Source organism: Brumicola pallidula DSM 14239 = ACAM 615 (assembly GCF_000428905.1).
Lineage (GTDB): Bacteria > Pseudomonadota > Gammaproteobacteria > Enterobacterales > Alteromonadaceae > Glaciecola > Glaciecola pallidula.
Window position 1 is genome coordinate 323,373 of the sequence record NZ_KE386816.1, and the last position, 17,551, is coordinate 340,923.

Here is a 17,551-nt window from a genome sequence, read left to right on the forward strand (position 1 = left end):
TATGTTTTATCTTCTGTCAGTGATGCTGCGTACTTCCGCAATTATAGCATTGTTGATGAGTAACGAAGTCGTCTTTTTGTATTAGTCATTGCTTTACTTCGGTTTACGCCGTGCGGTTTTCGTCCACAAGTTAGGTTACTACTACTAATACTTTCGCGAAACTAAAAAGTTCGTAAACGTTTTTAATTCTTGTGTATTGTAAGGTAGTGACGCCAGAGATTGCAGAGCCTCGTTATGTAGCTTTTGTAAATAGCTTTGTGACCCTTGTAAACCAAGGTGGGATACAAATGTATTCTTATTTAGTGCAGTATCTGAGCCCTGTGGTTTACCTAACGTTTCACTGTCCGATACGACGTCTAAAATATCGTCTCGTACCTGAAACGCGAGTCCAATACTGCCTGCATATTCATGTAACAATTGAATGTGTTCAACACATATGTCCGTTGCAAGTATCGCTCCTAAAGAAACACAAGCGCTTAATAACGCACCTGTTTTTAATTGATGAAGTTGAGTCAATTGGGTCAGCGATATTTCGTTACCGGTGGCAATTAAATCAATACTTTGACCGGCGCACATACCGTTCACGCCAGATGCTTTGGCAATTACCTTCGCCATGTCAATTCGTTTTACTGAGTTTTGCTCTGATAATGGATGATTCAGAATAATTTCAAACGCAAGAGTTTGCAGTGCATCACCGGCTAAAATTGCGGTCGCCTCACCGAATTGTATATGACTCGTTGGTTTGCCTCGGCGCAATGCATCATTGTCCATGGCAGGTAAATCGTCATGAATTAATGAGTACGCATGAATACACTCAATAGACATACTAGCAACATCAAGATCGTCTCGATCAGCTCCCAACATATTACCAATAATTGATAGCAGCATAGGCCGTATACGCTTACCACCGCCCAAAACACTGTATTTCATTGCGCTGATAAGATCATCGGCAACTTGAGTTTGTTGGTCAATGAAGAGGTCTAGCTTTTGGTCAATACGCGCTTGTAAGTCTTGTTGAATGGTCGATAAGGACGCAGTTACTAAAGACATAATTGTTAGAGCTCGTCACTTTCGAAATCGGCAAGTGTTTCGTCACCGTTAGATTGCATTAGTATTTGTACTTTTTGTTCAGCGGCTTTTAGCTGCTGCTGGCTTTGTCTTGCTAATTGAATACCGCGTTCGAACTTCTTCAGTGATTGCTCTAAAGGAATATCACCTTTCTCCATTTCTACGACAATTTCTTCAAGCTCTTGCATGGCGGCTTCAAATGATGTTTTTTGATCTGTCATTTACTTCAATTTCGTTTGTATTTACTTTATCTGAACCTTAACTGAGGGGCGATTCAAGGTCAATTTATTTGCCCAAATATGAGTAAAAACATTTCTTTGTCAGTAAAGCTTTTGGTGTTCAGGCCGTTAACACTTTTGCAGACTGTTATTAGTCCAGAATACAAAGGTATTGAAGTCGATACTAAGAATTTGAAGGTTACAGGTACACTGCATAGCCATAACGATAATAATTTTCTAAAAAGCAGCTTTATTAGGAGTGACACGTGGATTTAGCAACCCTTATTGGTATGATTGGTGCCATAGGTTTTGTCTTAATGGCAATGATCCTAGGCGGTGATTTAGGGATGTTTTTCAACGTACCTGCAGTCTTTATTGTATTTGGCGGATCTACCTTTGTTGTGCTCTCACAGTATCCATTAGGTCAGTTTTTAGGTGCCGGCAAAGTTGCCGCAAAAGCCTTTACTTTTAAGATCCAAAAACCCGAAGAACTCATTCAAAAAATCGTAGAAATGGCTGACGCAGCTCGCAAAGGAGGATTCTTAGCGTTAGAAGAGGCCGTCATAGAAAACGCTTTTATGCAAAAAGGTGTCGATATGTTAGTAGATGGTCACGACGTTGAAGTGGTCAGAACCACAATGGGAAAAGATATTGCCAATACGAGCGAACGCCATGACGCGGGGTCGGTCATTTTTAGATCATTGGGTGATGTCGCGCCAGCGATGGGTATGATTGGGACTTTAGTCGGTTTGGTTGCTATGTTATCCAACATGGATGACCCAAAAGCAATAGGCCCTGCGATGGCAGTTGCACTATTAACAACACTGTATGGTGCTTTTCTAGCTAATATTATCTGTTTACCTATCTCTTTTAAACTGGGTGTGCGTGCAGCTGAAGAGAAACTGAATCAAAGTCTTATTCTCGACGGCATCTTGGGCATTGCCGATGGTCAAAATCCGCGTGTAATTGAAGGTGTATTAAAAGGTTATATAGCGCAAGGTAAACGCGGTTCTGGAGAAACAGAGTAGTGGATGACGATGAATGCCCAAAATGCCCCCCAAGAGGCCTACCTGCCTGGATGGGAACTTTTGCTGACTTGATGTCGTTGCTACTGTGCTTTTTCGTACTACTGCTTTCGTTTTCTGAAATGGACGTTAGAAAGTTTAAACAAATAGCGGGTTCAATGAAGTTTGCATTTGGTGTTCAAAATAAAATTGAGTTAAAAGACATTCCTAAAGGCACTAGTGTTATTGCGATGGAGTTTCGTCCAGGCAAACCCGATCCTACGCCTATTGAAACAGTGCAACAAATCACACAAGAAATTACCAAGCCGATGTTGAACTTTCAAGACGGCGAAGAAGACAGTGCCGGTGGAAGACAAAAACAACGCGGCACTTTTAGAGGTGGTCAGTCAGCGCAAACTGCAAGTCAAACTGCGGCAGCGGCAGCGTCCGCAGCGAGTAATGCACAAACTGAGCAAAATACCAAGAAAATAGAAGATTTACTGCAAAAAGAAATCAAAGATGGCGCAGTTGATGTTGAAAACTTAGGACAACAAATTGTTATTCGCATAAGAGAGAACGGATCTTTTTCAGCTGGTTCAGCATTTCTACAACCACAGTTTAAACCGGTCATTCGTGAAGTAGGTATTCTGCTAGCTGACATGCCCGGCGAAATTGAGGTTACAGGACACAGCGATAACGTTCAAATTTCGAATGAGTTGTATCGTTCAAACTGGGATTTGTCTGCGCAAAGAGCGGTAGCTGTTGCAGAAGAATTACGCAAAGCACCCGGGTTCGATGAAGCTAGAATGAAAATAGTCGGCAAAGCATCTACACAGCCTATTGAGGCGGATGACACAACTGAGTCACGCAGCAGGAATAGACGTGTTGAAATATCGATCATGCAAGGCAAACCAAAATACTCAGATCCTATATCAGTTCTCGATAATTAGTTTCGCGACCATTTAACCGTAAAACACTAACAGGGTTAAATTAAGAACGTTCTAAGTCAGCACGATAATGAGGTTTACTAATAACCAGTTGCACGGTGCTGATAGCCCTCTCCAAAAAACCGCCCTCGCAGTAGTTTAGATAATACTGCCACATGCGAGCGAAACGCTCATCGTAACCATCTTTTTCTAATGCTTCTTTGTTGTTATCGAAAGCGACATGCCAGTCATGTAGTGTTTTCGCATAATCCAGACCAATATCATGTAAGTCGCGAATGTTCATGTCAGTGCATTTCTTTAAAAACTTGTTAATAGCAAACTGCGACGGCAAAAAACCACCAGGGAATATATGCTTTTGAATAAAATCAACACTATTGGAGTAACTGTCGTAACGACGGTCATCAATGGTGATTGATTGCAGTAACATCAGTCCATCTGGCTTTAATAACGAAGAGCACTTCTCAAAAAAGTTTGCTAAATAAGCTTTGCCGACGGCCTCAATCATTTCGATTGATACCAATTTATCAAATTTACCTTCTAACAATCGGTAGTCTTTCTTCAATAAGGTAATTTTTTCATTGAGACCTTCGTTATCTACCCATTCTTGAGCATATGCATATTGTTCATCAGAAATAGTGGTTGTAGTGACGTGACAACCATAATTTTTAGCCGCATAAATAGCTAAACCACCCCAGCCAGTGCCGATTTCGATCAAATGGTCTTTGGGTGTTAATTTTAGTTTATCGCAAATAGAGCGAAGTTTATTTTCTTGCGCTTCAGCTAAAGTTGCTTGTGGTGTTGGGTAAATTGCGGAGGAATACATCATCGACTGGTCTAAAAACTTAGTATACAACTTATTGCCCAGGTCATAATGCGCGGAAATATTCTTTTTCGCCTGATCTCGAGAGTTGCGACGCATGAAATGTTGTATTTTCAATATGGGCATCGTGATCCACTTGAATTTGTTTTCCCATTCGTCCAAGGTACTTAAGTTGCGCGCAAAAATACGAATAACGTTGGTTAAACTTGGTGTAGTCCACCATCCGTCAGTAAATGTCTCACCCGACGCCACGCTACCACCAAGTACTAAGCGCTTATAAGCCCGTGCATCGATGATGTTTACTTCTGCATGCAAATCCTGATCTGGATTACCGCACTGCGCAACTAAGCGACCGTTTTCTTTCAATGTCAGATGGCCTTCAGGCATATTCTGCATCGCTTTTACAAAAAGCTGACGATAAGTACGTTCCATAAATGTCATTGAATCGCCGTTTACTATTGTTTGTTCACTATGTGACATAATTCTTCCTTACTTCATGGATACATATAAATTGGCACGCGCTTGATAAATAACTTAAGAGCTTGCCAATAAATTCCAACAACCGTTTTTAAGGTCATACTAGGAATACTGAGTAAAGCGCCACGCAGTGTTTTAGTCGTTAAAGGCTGCCGTTGCATATCGAGTGCAGCTTCAAAATGTTTCTCTTGTTTTATACATGATAAATGCAATCTAAGATTTTTATCTGGTTGTTTAATTTTCCATCGGTACGTCATATCCATTGGATTAAACGGAGAAACATGGAATGCTTTATCGCAATCTGCCTGTTTTGCTAAGTCCACCAAATAGTGATGTCTTTTATTCCAAGGCGTATTGCTTACTTCAGCAAGCATATGGGTGTAAATACCTTTATCATTCTTTAAATAATAGAAGTTAGCAGGGCTAAAGTACCAACCAAATGTACGCACCTGACCTAAGAAAAAAACATCTCCGGTTAAGCTAGTTCCGTTTAATTCTGACATTCTTGCGAGTACTGAAGTTTCTAGTGATTCTTCTGGATCGCCTAAATAATCGTTACGCAAAAACCTTACTGCGCTAACGCCTTTGGGATGGTTTGAAAATCCTGTTATATCAGTATTTAGTTGCTCTATTTCGCTCAGTTTTAACCAGTACAAATAAATTTTATAGCTAAAACGATGTACCTTGGGAACGAATCGCTGATGATGCACCATTCCGCTATATAGAGCTGATTCCACTTTAGAAGCGGGTGATATTGTTGTTTCTTGCATAGACATTAGAGGCTAACACCAAAGCGTTTACAAACATCTAACGCACTGCGAACGCCATCTTCATGAAAACCGTTATACCAATATGCCCCGCAGAAATGAATACCTTCTTTGCCACATATTTCATCTCTGCGCTCTTGCGCCTTAACCATCTTGGGACTGAATTGTGGATGCGCATAATGATAGGTGCCCAAAATTTTATCGGGTGATATCGCTTGGGTATTATTCAAGGTCACGCAAAACGTAGTGTCGCTTTTTAGGCATTGTAGAATGTTCATATTATAGGTGACTGCGGCAGGTCTGGATGCTTCTGTTCGAGCTCCTTCAATTTCGTAGTTCCAACTAGCCCAAGCGAGAGGGCGTGCTGGTAAAACCGAGGTATCTGTGTGCAATACAACCTCATTCATGGAGTAGGGGATAGCAGCTAGTATGTCACTATATGCAGATAAATCGATATTTTCCTGAGCTTGCTCTGATAACATTCGCAATGCTTGATCACTATGGCAGGCGAAAATAACTTCATCAAAGGTCTCTTGGCTTTTTTGGCTAACAATAACAAACTCGTTCTCTACTTTTACAACGCTTTTAACTGCATCGTTAAGACTGATTTTAGATATGAATGATTCTGTCAAAGGTCCCACATATTGGTTTGAACCGCCGATAATTGTAAACCACTGGGGTCTATTCGTGATATTCAAAAGACCATGATTATTAAAAAATTTCAAAAAGAAAGATAACGGAAAATTGGCCGACGCCTCCAAACTGGTTGACCATATCGCAGCGCACATCGGAAGAATATAGTTTTGCGTGAAAATCTCACTGAGTCCATGTTGAGCAATAAACGCCTGTAGCGTGATGTTATCGGTTTCTTTGTTTTCAGCGATATGCGCTTTACATAACTTGTTAAATTTGACTATGTCGAGCACTAAGCGCCAAAACGATGGGCGTAAAATATTTCGTCGCTGGGCAAACAAACTATTAATCGTATTACCATTATATTCCATCTTAGTTTTTAAATTTTTAACGCTAAAACTCATTTCAGTAGCTTGCGTGTCCACTTGTAAGGTTTGCATTAATTTGATGAAATTGGGGTATGTCCACTCGTTATAAACAATAAAACCGGTATCGATAGCATAGTGAGCGTTATTCACCACTATATTCTTTGTTGCTGTGTGACCACCTATATAATCATTCGCCTCATATACCTTTATGTCATTCTCTTTATTTAGTAGGTAAGCTGAGGTCAGGCCTGAAATTCCAGTACCAATGATGGCAATTCTTTTGGTCATTATGCGTTTTCTCTTTTTATTTTTGGTTGTTGTCGCATTTTGATACAGATTCGTTTTTGTAATCCTTCGGGTAAAAAATTTAATAAGCGGACAATAAAGCTAAATCTTCTTGGGAAATAAACGTTAGAACGAGACGAAAAAATCCCTTTGAGCATATATTTAGCAGCAGCCTCTGCGCTGATGACCATAGGCATTGGAAAATCGTTTTTGTCTGTTAGTGGCGTTTTAACAAAGCCAGGAGTCAAGGTTTGTACCTGTATTCCTTTGTGTGCTAAGTCAACTTCAAAACTTTTTGCTATGTAGTTTAATGCCGCCTTGCTCGCACCATAAGCCTGGCTCTTTGGAAATGGAAGTAAGCGAGCTAAACTATCGACAAATACGATCTTATTGCCTCGCTTCAGCACTGGAATAAGTGCTGAGACAACGTTAATAACGCCAAATACATTGGCATCGAAGACGCGTTTGAACATGTCTGGTTCAACATCGTTAATCTCTACGTATTCACATGTACCGGCGTTTAACACTGCCATGTCACACTTAATATTTGCCAAAGCCGCTTTGGTTGCTTCCTCATCAGTGACATCAAAACGGCAGGTTGATATATTTTCAATCTGTGCAAGTTCGGCTAGTTTTTGTTCATTGCGGCCGCAAGCAATGACTGTATGTCCTGCTTTGGCACAGAGACTAGCAAGCGCTTCGCCAATCCCAGAGGTTGCGCCAGTAATAAGTATTGTTGCCATTATACCAGTCTCCTTTTTATTCGTTTAATCACGCTTCCTAATAGCGGTACATTCTCGTATATCATCTGCCCCAAATCATAGTAATCGCGATGATATATTATTTTATTGTGCTCAATCTTCAACTGAGTAATACCGTCAACTTGAATAGGCTGCCCTTGATTCATCCGGGCTGATGTAAATGCCATTTTCCAAGTAACAAAATAGCTTGGTATAGTGGTTATGGTATTACTTTCGCTGTTGATCGAGGTTGTTTCTTCTATTGAGTGTATCGTAAATGTGCAATATTTAGCATTGCACAAAAGTTTACTGAAGTAACTCTCCACTGCCGTAATGCCAGAATGCGCTGCAATTGGATCGATAAACGTGACATCACTGCTATAAATGTCTGCCAACTCTTCGACCTTCATCGATGCTAAGTCGGTATAGAAGGACTCAAATTTTCTAATTGCATCCATATACTGCTCATTTTTAAAATCTATAATTAGTCTACCTACATTAGCGTAGTTGGGATCAAGAGATTAATCGATTAAATGATTTTTAATTCAACGTCTTTTCGATCTATTTTATCATTATGGCGTAAATATTTTACTGTCAACTAAAATCGAGACCGTTTGTAATATGAAGTGCCCATTATTCCCATTATCTGCGCATATTCTACCTGAAGGTAGGATGGCACTGCGGATCTTTGAACCGCGCTACATACGGATGGTCAAAGAAGCGTGTGCGAAGGACGCTGGATTTGTTATTTGTATGCTTAACTCTAAAGGCAATCAGGAACAAAATACACATATATTCCCGACTGGAACATATTGCCGAGTCATCGATTTTGACGTGTTAGAAGACGGCCTCTTAGGAGTCACCGTAGAGGGTGTCAACTGTGTATCTGTTAGTAACATAGAAACTGAAAAAGATGGATTACGCATTGCAGATTGTGAGAATGTCGAAGTGTGGTCGTGTGATTTCGACATACAAGAAATCGCACCGATGAATGAAAGGCTGGGAGAAATTTTTGATACCTATGAAGAATTCAGGTCACTTTACGAACACGTGAAATTGGATGACCCTCTTTGGGTCATTAATAGATGGTTAGAATTGCTTCCGGTAGACGCAGAGCAGAAACAGCACTTTTTAGCACAAAAAGATTGTAAAAAAATAGTAGCGTATTTATCGGAGTTAATTAAATATTAATCAAACACATATTGAATAGTAATTGTGCATTAGCTTATAGACGCGTAAGTGCTTTAAGGTAACTGTGGCAAGGTAAATCGAATGCTGAAAGTACATTTGCAACCTTATTTTTTATTCAGTGCGGAAAAACACCCTATGATAATGTTTCTTTGTGATCTTTCTAAATCGCGAAACGTATACTATTGTATTGCATATCACAGGAAAACTTGAATGCTTATCGGAATAACATTGGAAAATAACAAGCCAGACGTAAGAAAACCAAAAGATTGTGCTGCAGAAATGGCAGCACATTTGGACACGGTTGCCAAGGAACGTTGTAAAGCATCATTCGCAAAGATCTTTGGCTACTTCGCACCACGTCTCCGCTCATACGCGCTGAAACAAATGGGTAATGAAGCAATCGCGATGGAACTAGTGCAAGACACTATGTCCAACGTGTGGCAAAAAGCACACCTCTTCAACGCTGAGAAGGGCTCCCCTTCGACGTGGATCTTTACGATAGCAAGAAACATCAGATTTGATATGTTGAGAAAATTACAAAATCGTAAAGAAGATATTTGCTCAGATGACATGTGGCCGGTGTTGTGCGAGCAAACAGCTGACCCGAAAGAGAAGTCCTTAGAAGAGAAAGTGACACTACAGCAAGTGGGAGAATTATTTAATTCACTTCCTGACAAGCAAAAGGCGGTCATTGAAGCAATATACATTGAAGGCAAATCACAACAAGAAGTGGCAGACGAGTTGAATATTCCACTCGGTACGGTAAAATCTCGCACGAGGTTAGCGCTACAGCGTTTAAAGGACATGTTGGAAACCCATGATTAAGTTTCATCCTTCAAACCAGCAGTTGAATACGTTTTCCAATGGCTTAATGGCGCCCGCTGAATCGCTCATTATATCGGCTCATTGTGATATGTGCATTCAATGTGCTAACAAAGTAGTGCTTTATACCGAAGCCCACAGTGAAACGGTGTTCGATGAGAGTTCGCAGAGGTTGGACCCTAATTTATTTGGGACCATGCTGTCGCAAATTACGTCTCAAGAAATTGATCGAGGTGCCGGCTCTGAACCAAAAAACAGTACGCTGGAACTAGACGGACGCAAATTCACGTTACCGCGCTCTCTAAATCGTTTTTCCGAGTCGATAGGAAATTGGTCTCACTTAGTTGGTAAGATTTGGCAGGCCCCTGTTAACATAGGGGGTGATACTGTAGCTAATTTCATTTTCATGGAAAAAGGTGGGGGCGTCCCTGAACATACTCACCGTGGTACCGAAATGACATTAGTGGTAAACGGTGAATTTAGTGATGGATTGGCCGACTACGATAGCGGTGATTTTATGGTGATGGATGGTAAAAATATTCATACGCCGTTAACTAAGTCCGACGAAGGTTGTTTAGTATTTAGCATCGTTGACGCGCCTCTGCACTTTACATCTGGTTGGGCAAGGCTCATTAACCCGTTCAGTCATTTGTTTTTTAAATAATTATATTAGGTAAACGACACTCCCAATCAAGCATCGGTTTTTATGATGTAAAAAGCACGCATTATGCGTGCTTTTTTTGTTTCCGAGCTTCGCTTTAAATAGCGAAAAGCATCTTATCTACTCTAAGAATTCACTATCAGGGTAGTTTAGTCTTAGGGTCCTCATTGTATTTTCTTTTAACTCAGTCAGGTCCAGTTGATTATAACTAGACACCATAATTTCTAACGCTGGTTGAACTTGACTAGTATCCGGAAAATTCTCAATAACATATCTGCCCCGATTAGCCGCAGCTATAAATGCTTGTCTTCTCATATAATAGCGAGCAACAGCAATTTCGTAGCTGGCGAGTCTGTTTTTTATATGCAACATGCGTTCTCTAGCATCAAGTGCATATTTACTGTTAGGGTATTTTTGAATTAAACGTCTAAAATCTTCGAATGCTTCACGTGATTTAGAGGGATCTCTATCTGAGCGATCGACACCTAATATTTCTTGAAACAGGTTATTGTCGAGTTCCATATTAGTGACACCGCGCATAAAATAAGCGTAATCAACATCAGCATGATTTGGGTTTAATCGAACGAAACGGTCAATCGTTGCTAAGGCTTGGTCTGGTTTACCGACTTTATAATACGAAAAAATAAGATCTAGTTGAACTTGATGTGAATGCGGACCGAACGGGTATTTTGAATCGATAATGCTCAATGTCTGAGAAGCTTGCGCAAAGTTACCAATAGCCATGCTTTCCCGAGCATCAGCATACAGCGCTTGAACACCTTGGTTAGAGATGGCCTTAGCCTGCTCGTCTTCAGAGGACGCACAGCCACCTAATCCAATAATTGCTGCGGCGAGTATTGCGATGCTTATCTTATTTTTGAGTATCATTTAAAATTGCTTAACCTTTTCTATTTATTAATAAAGTAGTTTGACGACAAGAGACCTTACTGTATTTTTTTAGGCGATTTGTTGCGCTGCCATTTATTACGCTGCTTTTTGTTGGGCTGCTCTTTGTCGGTCTACCACTTATTGCGCTACTATTTATTGCGCTACTATTTATTGCACAATACAGTGCTCAAATTGTCGCTTTCAGCCATTCTACACTAAGCTTTATTTGCTGTGTTAGAAAATCTTGCTGTTATGCAACATAACTTGCTTGCTATACTATGCATATTATTTATTAATGCGAATGTTATGGCTACCAATAAACTCCAAATTAACCTTTCGGCAACTGTGCCAGAAAGGTTATTCGATAAAAGACTAGACCAATGTTTGGCGGTTTTGTTCCCTGAATACTCACGCTCTAAGCTAAAAGAATGGATATTGGCTGGTTTTGTGACCGTTGATGGTGAAAAAATCGACACACCAAGACTAAAACTTAAAAGCGGTGAAGAAATCGTTATTGGCGCTGAACATGAAGTCCAAGTAACCAGTGAGCCTCAGCATATGGATTTGAGCGTGGTTTATGAAGATGAGCATATATTGGTTATCGACAAACAAGCAGGTTTGGTTGTGCATCCTGGTGCGGGAAATCATGATGGTACATTGCTAAATGCTTTACTAGCGAAAGTGCCGAGTATTGATCAGGTCCCCAGAGCCGGTATTGTCCATCGCTTAGATAAAGATACTACTGGTTTAATGGTTGTAGCAAAAACATTGCCAGCACAAACAAATTTGGTTGAGCAGTTGCAAGCACGAACGATGGGTCGTGAATATGAAGCGTTAGTAATGGGAACCATGATTGCTGGTGGATTTGTTGACCAACCCATAGCTCGGCACGCGACTAAAAGAACAGCGATGGCGGTGCGAGAGGGCGGTAAACCTGCGGTAACTCACTACAGAGTAAAAGAAAAGTTTCGTGCTTATACTTATTTACGCTTGAAATTGGAAAGTGGCAGAACCCACCAAATTCGAGTGCACATGTCGCATATTAATCATCCACTTGTCGGTGATGCTCTATATGGTGGAAGACCTCGGCTACCAAAACATGCTAGCGAGAACTTCATTTCCGCATTACGTGGGTTTAAACGTCAAGCTTTGCATGCAGCGCAGTTGACACTGTTACATCCGATTAGCGGTGAAGAAATGACGTTCAAAGCGCCCATTCCTGAGGATTTTGTGACTCTATTAAAAGAAGTACGTGAAGATACAAAAATAAACGGAATTGATATCTAATTGGCTTCACTGACGTTTATTCAGCCCAAGTGGCCAGTTAATAAACGCGTATTTTGCGCTAGCACCACTATTGATGGTGGTGTTAGTCGCGATGTTTTCAAAAGCTTAAACTTAGGGGCTCATGTCGGTGATGATGCACTTTGCGTTGAAAAAAATCGTCAACGCCTAGCCCGTCAATTGAAAAAAAATGTGCCAAATATGCGTTCAATTTCTTGGTTAAATCAAACCCATGGTATAAACGTCCTGCGACTTACTGAACCGACTATTGCTGGTGCGAACGAGGCTGATGCAGCTTACGCTCAAACACCTAATTTACCTTGTAATGTAATGACTGCCGATTGTATGGCGTTAATGATAGCAAATTCAGAAGGGACTGAAGTGGCTGCCATTCACGCGGGTTGGAAAGGCTTGTTAAATGGTGTTATTGAAAATACCATAGCGCAGTTTATATCATCTCCTCATGATATCCACGTTTGGTTTGCACCTTCTATCAGTCAACAGAATTTCGAAGTAGGTGTCGATGTCGCTGATTTGTTCTGTACATTTCCAAGCGCACTGAAAATGTCATCTTCAAACAATAAGATGCTACTGGATTTGGTAGCAGTAGCTGATTTAAAACTGGATGCGTTGGGCGTTCTGCAGCGCTACTATTCAAATATTTGCACTTATTCTGCAACTAATTTGTTTTCACATCGTCGCGCTACACATCAAGGTTTATCTACGTGCGGGCGAATGACAAACTTGATCTTAATCAAAGACTCGCACGATTGAATAAAAAGTACGCTTGAAAGTCGTGTTTAATGACTCCATTGAGAAGCTATAGTGATAGTGGAGTTACATGAGTTATGAGATTAGACCGATTTACAAGCAAATTCCAAGTTGCCATTTCTGATGCACAAAGCCTCGCGTTAGGAAGAGATCATCAATACATTGAACCTGTGCACCTTATGATGGCCTTGCTCAATCAGCAGGGAGGATCAGTGCGTCCATTGTTTGACCAAGCTAAAGTGAACGTTAACAGCTTGCGTTCTTCCTTATCAGAAGCCATTGAACGGCTGCCACAATTGCAAGGCATTGGCGGTGATATTCAAATTGGTAAGGACACAATCAAACTATTGAACCTAAGTGACAAAATTGCACAAAAACGTAAAGATGACTACATCACGTCTGAAATATTTGTGCTTGCTTCAATGGAAGATACCGGTCATTTAGGCACAATATTCAAAACACTAGGGGTTAAAAAGGAAATTATTGAGGCGGCTATTGACATACTGCGCAATGGTCAAAAAGTCACAGACCCTAACGCTGAAGACGTTCGCCAAGCACTTGAAAAATATACCATGGATCTCACCGAACGTGCGGAGCAGGGTAAACTTGATCCTGTTATCGGGCGTGATGATGAAATTCGTCGAACAATACAGGTACTGCAGCGCAGGACTAAAAATAATCCGGTATTGATTGGTGAGCCAGGGGTTGGTAAAACCGCTATTGTTGAAGGCTTAGCACAACGTATTATTAATGGAGAAGTACCTGAAGGATTGAAAAATAAGCGGGTGTTGTCTTTGGATATGGGCTCACTTTTAGCGGGGGCAAAATTTCGCGGTGAGTTTGAAGAGCGCTTGAAAGCGGTTCTAAATGAGTTGTCTAAAGAAGAAGGTAAAGTCATTCTTTTTATTGATGAGCTTCATACCATGGTAGGCGCAGGCGCAGGTGAGGGAGCAATGGATGCAGGCAATATGCTCAAACCTGCTCTAGCACGCGGTGAACTGCACTGCGTCGGTGCGACGACTCTTGACGAATATAGAAAATATATTGAAAAAGATGCTGCCTTAGAGCGACGCTTTCAAAAAGTACAAGTAGATCAACCGTCAGTAGAGGATACTATTGCAATTTTACGTGGATTAAAAGAGCGCTATGAATTGCACCACTCAGTGGATATTACTGACCCTGCGATTGTCGCGGCGGCTAATCTGTCCAACCGATATATCAGTGATAGACAACTTCCTGATAAAGCCATCGACCTAATTGATGAAGCTGCCTCTAGTATTAGAATGCAAATTGACTCCAAACCAGAAGAAATGGATAAGCTTGAACGTCGTATTATTCAGTTAAAACTAGAAGAGCAAGCATTATCAAAGGAAACCGATACGTCGAGTTTGAAGCGACTTGAGGTTATTGAAATTGAGCGCGAACAATTGGAACAGAAATTCGCTGAATTAGATAAAATTTGGCGTGCCGAAAAAAGTGCAATGCAAGGAACTCAGTTTATTAAAGCAGAACTTGAGCAGGCTAAACTTGATTTGGAAATAGCACGCAGAGCTTCCGACCTGTCTAGAATGTCAGAACTTCAATACGGCCGTATTCCCGAGTTAGAGCTAAAACTTGAGCAAGCAAATGAAACCGAAACCGAAACAAATGCGACGCGACTGTTAAAAAATAAAGTAACCGAAAAGGAAATAGCCGATGTGCTATCGCGCTGGACCGGTATTCCAGTGAGTAAAATGTTGGAAGGTGAAAAAGATAAATTGATACACATGGAAGACATCATCGGTAAACGCGTTGTTGGTCAAAAAGAGGCGGTAGTGGCTGTGTCAAATGCCATTAAACGTTCTCGTGCAGGATTATCTGACCCAGACAAACCGACCGGATCATTCCTATTTTTAGGTCCAACTGGTGTCGGTAAAACTGAGTTGTGTAAATCATTGGCTAACTTCTTGTTCGATACTGAAGATGCCATGATCCGTATCGACATGTCTGAGTTTATGGAGAAGCACTCGGTATCGCGGTTGGTCGGTGCCCCTCCAGGATATGTAGGTTACGAAGAAGGTGGGTATTTAACTGAAGCGGTTAGACGTAAACCGTATTCCGTCATCTTGCTCGATGAAGTTGAAAAAGCACATCCAGATGTATTCAATATTTTATTGCAAGTATTGGACGACGGCAGGCTAACTGATGGGCATGGGAGGACGGTCAACTTTAAAAATACCTTGATTATCATGACCTCAAATTTAGGCTCAGAAATCATTCAAAACCACACAGATGACAGCACCTATATTGAAATGAAACAGCAAGTGATGGCAGAAGTATCAACACATTTTAGACCTGAATTTATTAACCGAGTGGATGATATTGTGGTATTTCATTCATTGGGTAGGGAAGAAATAAAATCGATAGCTAAAATTCAGCTGGTGGGTTTGCGTCAGCGCCTTCAAGAAATGGGATTGAAATTGGAAATTTCAGCCGCGGCCTTAGACATTATTGCCGAAGCGGGGTTTGATCCAGTTTATGGAGCTCGGCCTCTGAAGCGAGCGATTCAAACACAAATTGAAAATCCATTAGCCGAAACCTTACTAAGCGACAAGCTATTGGATAAAGAAACAGTAAGGATTGATGTTGTCGACGGTGTGTTGGCTATTTGCTAACAACAAACGTTAATATCTTATAAAGCCCTGATGGCTATGCTAAGCACCAGGGCTTAGTATATGTAAGTGGCCAATTAGCTAATGTTAACTAAGATTCAGTAAGTAATGTAAATACTAAAATTATTTTGATATATATTATGTGTATGCTGGTTCAAGCGGCAGATTTTACAGTGGGTCAGTTAAAAATCGAATATATGTATTTGCTCAATTGAATTTAATAACAACCATGCGACTAACATATACAGCCCTATTGTTTATGTACTACAATTAATCAACGAACAATAATGTGCCTAAACAAGATCTATTTGCTTGGATAATCCGGCATCGTGTTCTGCAGCGCAATTAATCTAAAACTATTGAGTACTACTATAAATATGCCAGCGAATAAACGAAAAGGTATTTATTTATTACCTAACCTATTAACCACTGCGGGTCTATTTTCCGGCTTTTATGCAGTTGTTATGTCAATGAATAATCATTTTGAATCTGCTGCAATCGCAATATTTGTAGCAATGATATTTGATGGACTCGATGGTCGAGTAGCAAGAATAACAAATACACAAAGCGACTTTGGTGCAGAATATGATTCTATGGCTGACATGGTTTCCTTTGGAATGGCACCTGCACTGGTGGCTTACAATTTTGGATTGGCAGAGCTAGGCAAAATAGGTTGGTTAGCTGCTTTTGTCTATGTAGCCTGTGCTGCACTAAGGCTGGCTAGATTCAATACTCAGATCGGAACTGCCGACAGTCGATTCTTTCAAGGGCTAGCTAGCCCCGCGGCGGCAGCACTTGTAGCCGGAATGGTCTGGGTTAGTATTGATTACGAGATAGATGGCAATGCCTACGGCATCATTGTTGCCTTAGTGACCGGTATTTCAGGCTTACTCATGGTTAGCAACTTTAAATACAACAGCTTTAAAACCTTAGATTGGCACGGCAAAGTACCTTTTGTTGCCATTCTAATTGTAATGCTAGTATTCATCGTTGTAGCAACTGCACCATCACTTGTTTTATTTTTAGTATTTCTTTTATATGCCATTGCCGGGCCGGTAAACACTTTTCGAACAGTAGAAAAAGTGACTCTTGAAGATGTGATTGGCGAACCGCAAGAAGATGCTGATTTTGAAGAGAGTGCTGACGATAAGTTCGACAGCACTGCTAAGGACGATTTGTCGGCAAAAGACGATCTGACAGATAAAGACGATCTGACAGATAAAGATGAAGTGCCAAATAAAGACAAAGCGCCGAATAAAGACAAAGCGCCGAATAAAGATAAAGCGCCGAATAAAGAAAGCAGTGATCAGAAGTAGTAATTATAATAAGTATAATAAGACGACCTTAATTATTAATTAAGGTCGCTTTTACAAAAGGACCTGTCCCTTTTCGAATCTCTAATTCTGCCTTAATGTATATTTCCTTATTTTATAAACCCTTGAAATAAGTACACTTTATCGGACCGCACTCATGTTTAGCTGCATTAAATTTTGATTTTTGGGTTAATTTATTAAAATAATTGAAGAAAACACTTGAACACTTTTTTGCTTTCTGTAGAATGCGCGCTCTGGTCAAGGGAAGCAGCCAAGCAGTAGTTTGGTAACTCACTTGAACAGTAAGTTTTAGCGCAGTTTGAATTGGTTTTATCGGCAGTGTCGGTTAAAAACAAATTCACAAAGAATTGTAAAAAAGCTTGACAATAAAAATGATGTAGGTAGTATATGCATCCCGCTTGATACGGCACAGAACGTGACTTTCAAGCCGCCAGTGAAATAGAAAGAAGCTGGCCAGTTCTTTAACAATTTATAACAAGACAATCTGTGTGGGCACTCATTGAGAGTGTCGACAACAAAAAACGATTTACAAAAAATTTAATTGAAGAGTTTGATCATGGCTCAGATTGAACGCTGGCGGCAGGCCTAACACATGCAAGTCGAACGGAAACATGTCTAGCTT

Annotated in this window: 17 protein-coding genes and 1 rRNA gene; 10 read left to right on the top strand and 8 right to left on the bottom strand. The window is 40.6% G+C overall.

The features are described from left to right. Window positions 1-144 precede the first annotated feature (144 nt). Together G399_RS0117705 and xseB are read right to left on the bottom strand one after the other, a co-directional pair. Window positions 145-1,050 (bottom strand): farnesyl diphosphate synthase, encoded by a 906-nt coding sequence (locus G399_RS0117705; protein ID WP_006011228.1) that lies wholly within the window; start codon window positions 1,048-1,050, stop codon window positions 145-147. A 5-nt stretch (window positions 1,051-1,055) separates the two neighbouring features. Next, the gene (xseB, locus tag G399_RS0117710) at window positions 1,056-1,289 is read right to left on the bottom strand and encodes an exodeoxyribonuclease VII small subunit (protein WP_006011229.1); all 234 of its coding nucleotides are present in this window, start codon (window positions 1,287-1,289) and stop codon (window positions 1,056-1,058) included. Between the two features lie 263 nt (window positions 1,290-1,552). On the opposite strand from xseB, the gene pomA reads away from it, so the two are divergent. Both pomA and G399_RS0117720 read left to right on the top strand, forming a co-directional pair. Beyond that, entirely contained in the window at window positions 1,553-2,314 is a 762-nt protein-coding gene (gene pomA, locus G399_RS0117715; protein WP_006011231.1) for a flagellar motor protein PomA, read from the top strand. Then, window positions 2,314-3,240 (top strand): flagellar motor protein MotB, encoded by a 927-nt coding sequence (locus G399_RS0117720; RefSeq protein ID WP_006011233.1) that lies wholly within the window; start codon window positions 2,314-2,316, stop codon window positions 3,238-3,240. Before pomA ends, G399_RS0117720 begins: the two co-directional genes overlap by 1 nt. A 40-nt stretch (window positions 3,241-3,280) precedes the next feature. Here the strand turns inward: G399_RS0117720 and G399_RS0117725 are convergent, their stop codons facing one another. From G399_RS0117725 to G399_RS0117745, 5 genes are read right to left on the bottom strand one after another with little or no spacing between them, the layout of a single operon-like run. After that, the gene (locus tag G399_RS0117725; RefSeq protein ID WP_006011235.1) at window positions 3,281-4,537 is read right to left on the bottom strand and encodes an SAM-dependent methyltransferase; all 1,257 of its coding nucleotides are present in this window, start codon (window positions 4,535-4,537) and stop codon (window positions 3,281-3,283) included. Between the two features lie 14 nt (window positions 4,538-4,551). Continuing rightward, entirely contained in the window at window positions 4,552-5,310 is a 759-nt protein-coding gene (locus G399_RS0117730; RefSeq protein ID WP_006011237.1) for a DUF1365 domain-containing protein, read from the bottom strand. Then, window positions 5,310-6,590, bottom strand: a complete 1,281-nt coding sequence (locus tag G399_RS0117735; RefSeq protein WP_006011238.1) for an NAD(P)/FAD-dependent oxidoreductase — start codon at window positions 6,588-6,590, stop codon at window positions 5,310-5,312. Before G399_RS0117735 ends, G399_RS0117730 begins: the two co-directional genes overlap by 1 nt. Next, window positions 6,590-7,330, bottom strand: coding sequence for an SDR family NAD(P)-dependent oxidoreductase (locus G399_RS0117740; RefSeq protein ID WP_006011239.1), 741 nt, complete (start codon window positions 7,328-7,330; stop codon window positions 6,590-6,592). Before G399_RS0117740 ends, G399_RS0117735 begins: the two co-directional genes overlap by 1 nt. Beyond that, window positions 7,330-7,785, bottom strand: a complete 456-nt coding sequence (locus G399_RS0117745) for a nuclear transport factor 2 family protein (protein ID WP_006011240.1) — start codon at window positions 7,783-7,785, stop codon at window positions 7,330-7,332. Before G399_RS0117745 ends, G399_RS0117740 begins: the two co-directional genes overlap by 1 nt. 163 nt (window positions 7,786-7,948) lie before the next feature. Here G399_RS0117745 and G399_RS0117750 point away from each other — a divergent pair, with 163 nt between their 5' ends. The 3 genes from G399_RS0117750 to G399_RS0117760 all read left to right on the top strand — a co-directional run bounded on the left by G399_RS0117750 (window position 7,949) and on the right by G399_RS0117760 (window position 10,004). Further along, on the top strand, window positions 7,949-8,518 hold the full coding sequence (locus G399_RS0117750; protein WP_006011241.1) for an LON peptidase substrate-binding domain-containing protein: 570 nt from the start codon (window positions 7,949-7,951) through the stop codon (window positions 8,516-8,518). Between the two features lie 210 nt (window positions 8,519-8,728). Further along, the gene (locus tag G399_RS0117755) at window positions 8,729-9,343 is read left to right on the top strand and encodes a sigma-70 family RNA polymerase sigma factor (protein ID WP_006011242.1); all 615 of its coding nucleotides are present in this window, start codon (window positions 8,729-8,731) and stop codon (window positions 9,341-9,343) included. Continuing rightward, complete coding sequence (locus tag G399_RS0117760; protein ID WP_006011243.1) at window positions 9,336-10,004, top strand: ChrR family anti-sigma-E factor; 669 nt, start codon at window positions 9,336-9,338, stop codon at window positions 10,002-10,004. Before G399_RS0117755 ends, G399_RS0117760 begins: the two co-directional genes overlap by 8 nt. Window positions 10,005-10,121: 117 nt before the next feature. On the opposite strand, the gene G399_RS0117765 is transcribed toward G399_RS0117760, so the two are convergent. Continuing rightward, window positions 10,122-10,889: an outer membrane protein assembly factor BamD gene (locus tag G399_RS0117765; RefSeq protein WP_006011244.1), complete on the bottom strand. Its 768-nt coding sequence runs from the start codon at window positions 10,887-10,889 to the stop codon at window positions 10,122-10,124. Window positions 10,890-11,195: 306 nt separating this feature from the next. On the opposite strand from G399_RS0117765, the gene rluD reads away from it, so the two are divergent. The 5 genes from rluD to G399_RS0117790 all read left to right on the top strand — a co-directional run. Then, window positions 11,196-12,176, top strand: coding sequence for a 23S rRNA pseudouridine(1911/1915/1917) synthase RluD (rluD, locus tag G399_RS0117770; RefSeq protein WP_026843855.1), 981 nt, complete (start codon window positions 11,196-11,198; stop codon window positions 12,174-12,176). Further along, a complete protein-coding gene (pgeF, locus tag G399_RS0117775; protein ID WP_006011249.1) occupies window positions 12,177-12,947 on the top strand; it encodes a peptidoglycan editing factor PgeF in 771 nt (256 codons plus the stop codon). 74 nt (window positions 12,948-13,021) lie between these two features. Next, window positions 13,022-15,598 carry an ATP-dependent chaperone ClpB gene (gene clpB, locus G399_RS0117780; protein WP_006011251.1) on the top strand — a complete coding sequence of 859 codons (2,577 nt, stop codon included), beginning with the start codon at window positions 13,022-13,024 and terminating at the stop codon, window positions 15,596-15,598. Window positions 15,599-15,972: 374 nt separating this feature from the next. Beyond that, window positions 15,973-16,911, top strand: a complete 939-nt coding sequence (pssA, locus tag G399_RS0117785; RefSeq protein WP_006011253.1) for a CDP-diacylglycerol--serine O-phosphatidyltransferase — start codon at window positions 15,973-15,975, stop codon at window positions 16,909-16,911. A gap of 556 nt (window positions 16,912-17,467) precedes the next feature. Beyond that, window positions 17,468-17,551 (top strand): 16S ribosomal RNA (locus G399_RS0117790); the annotation flags it as partial.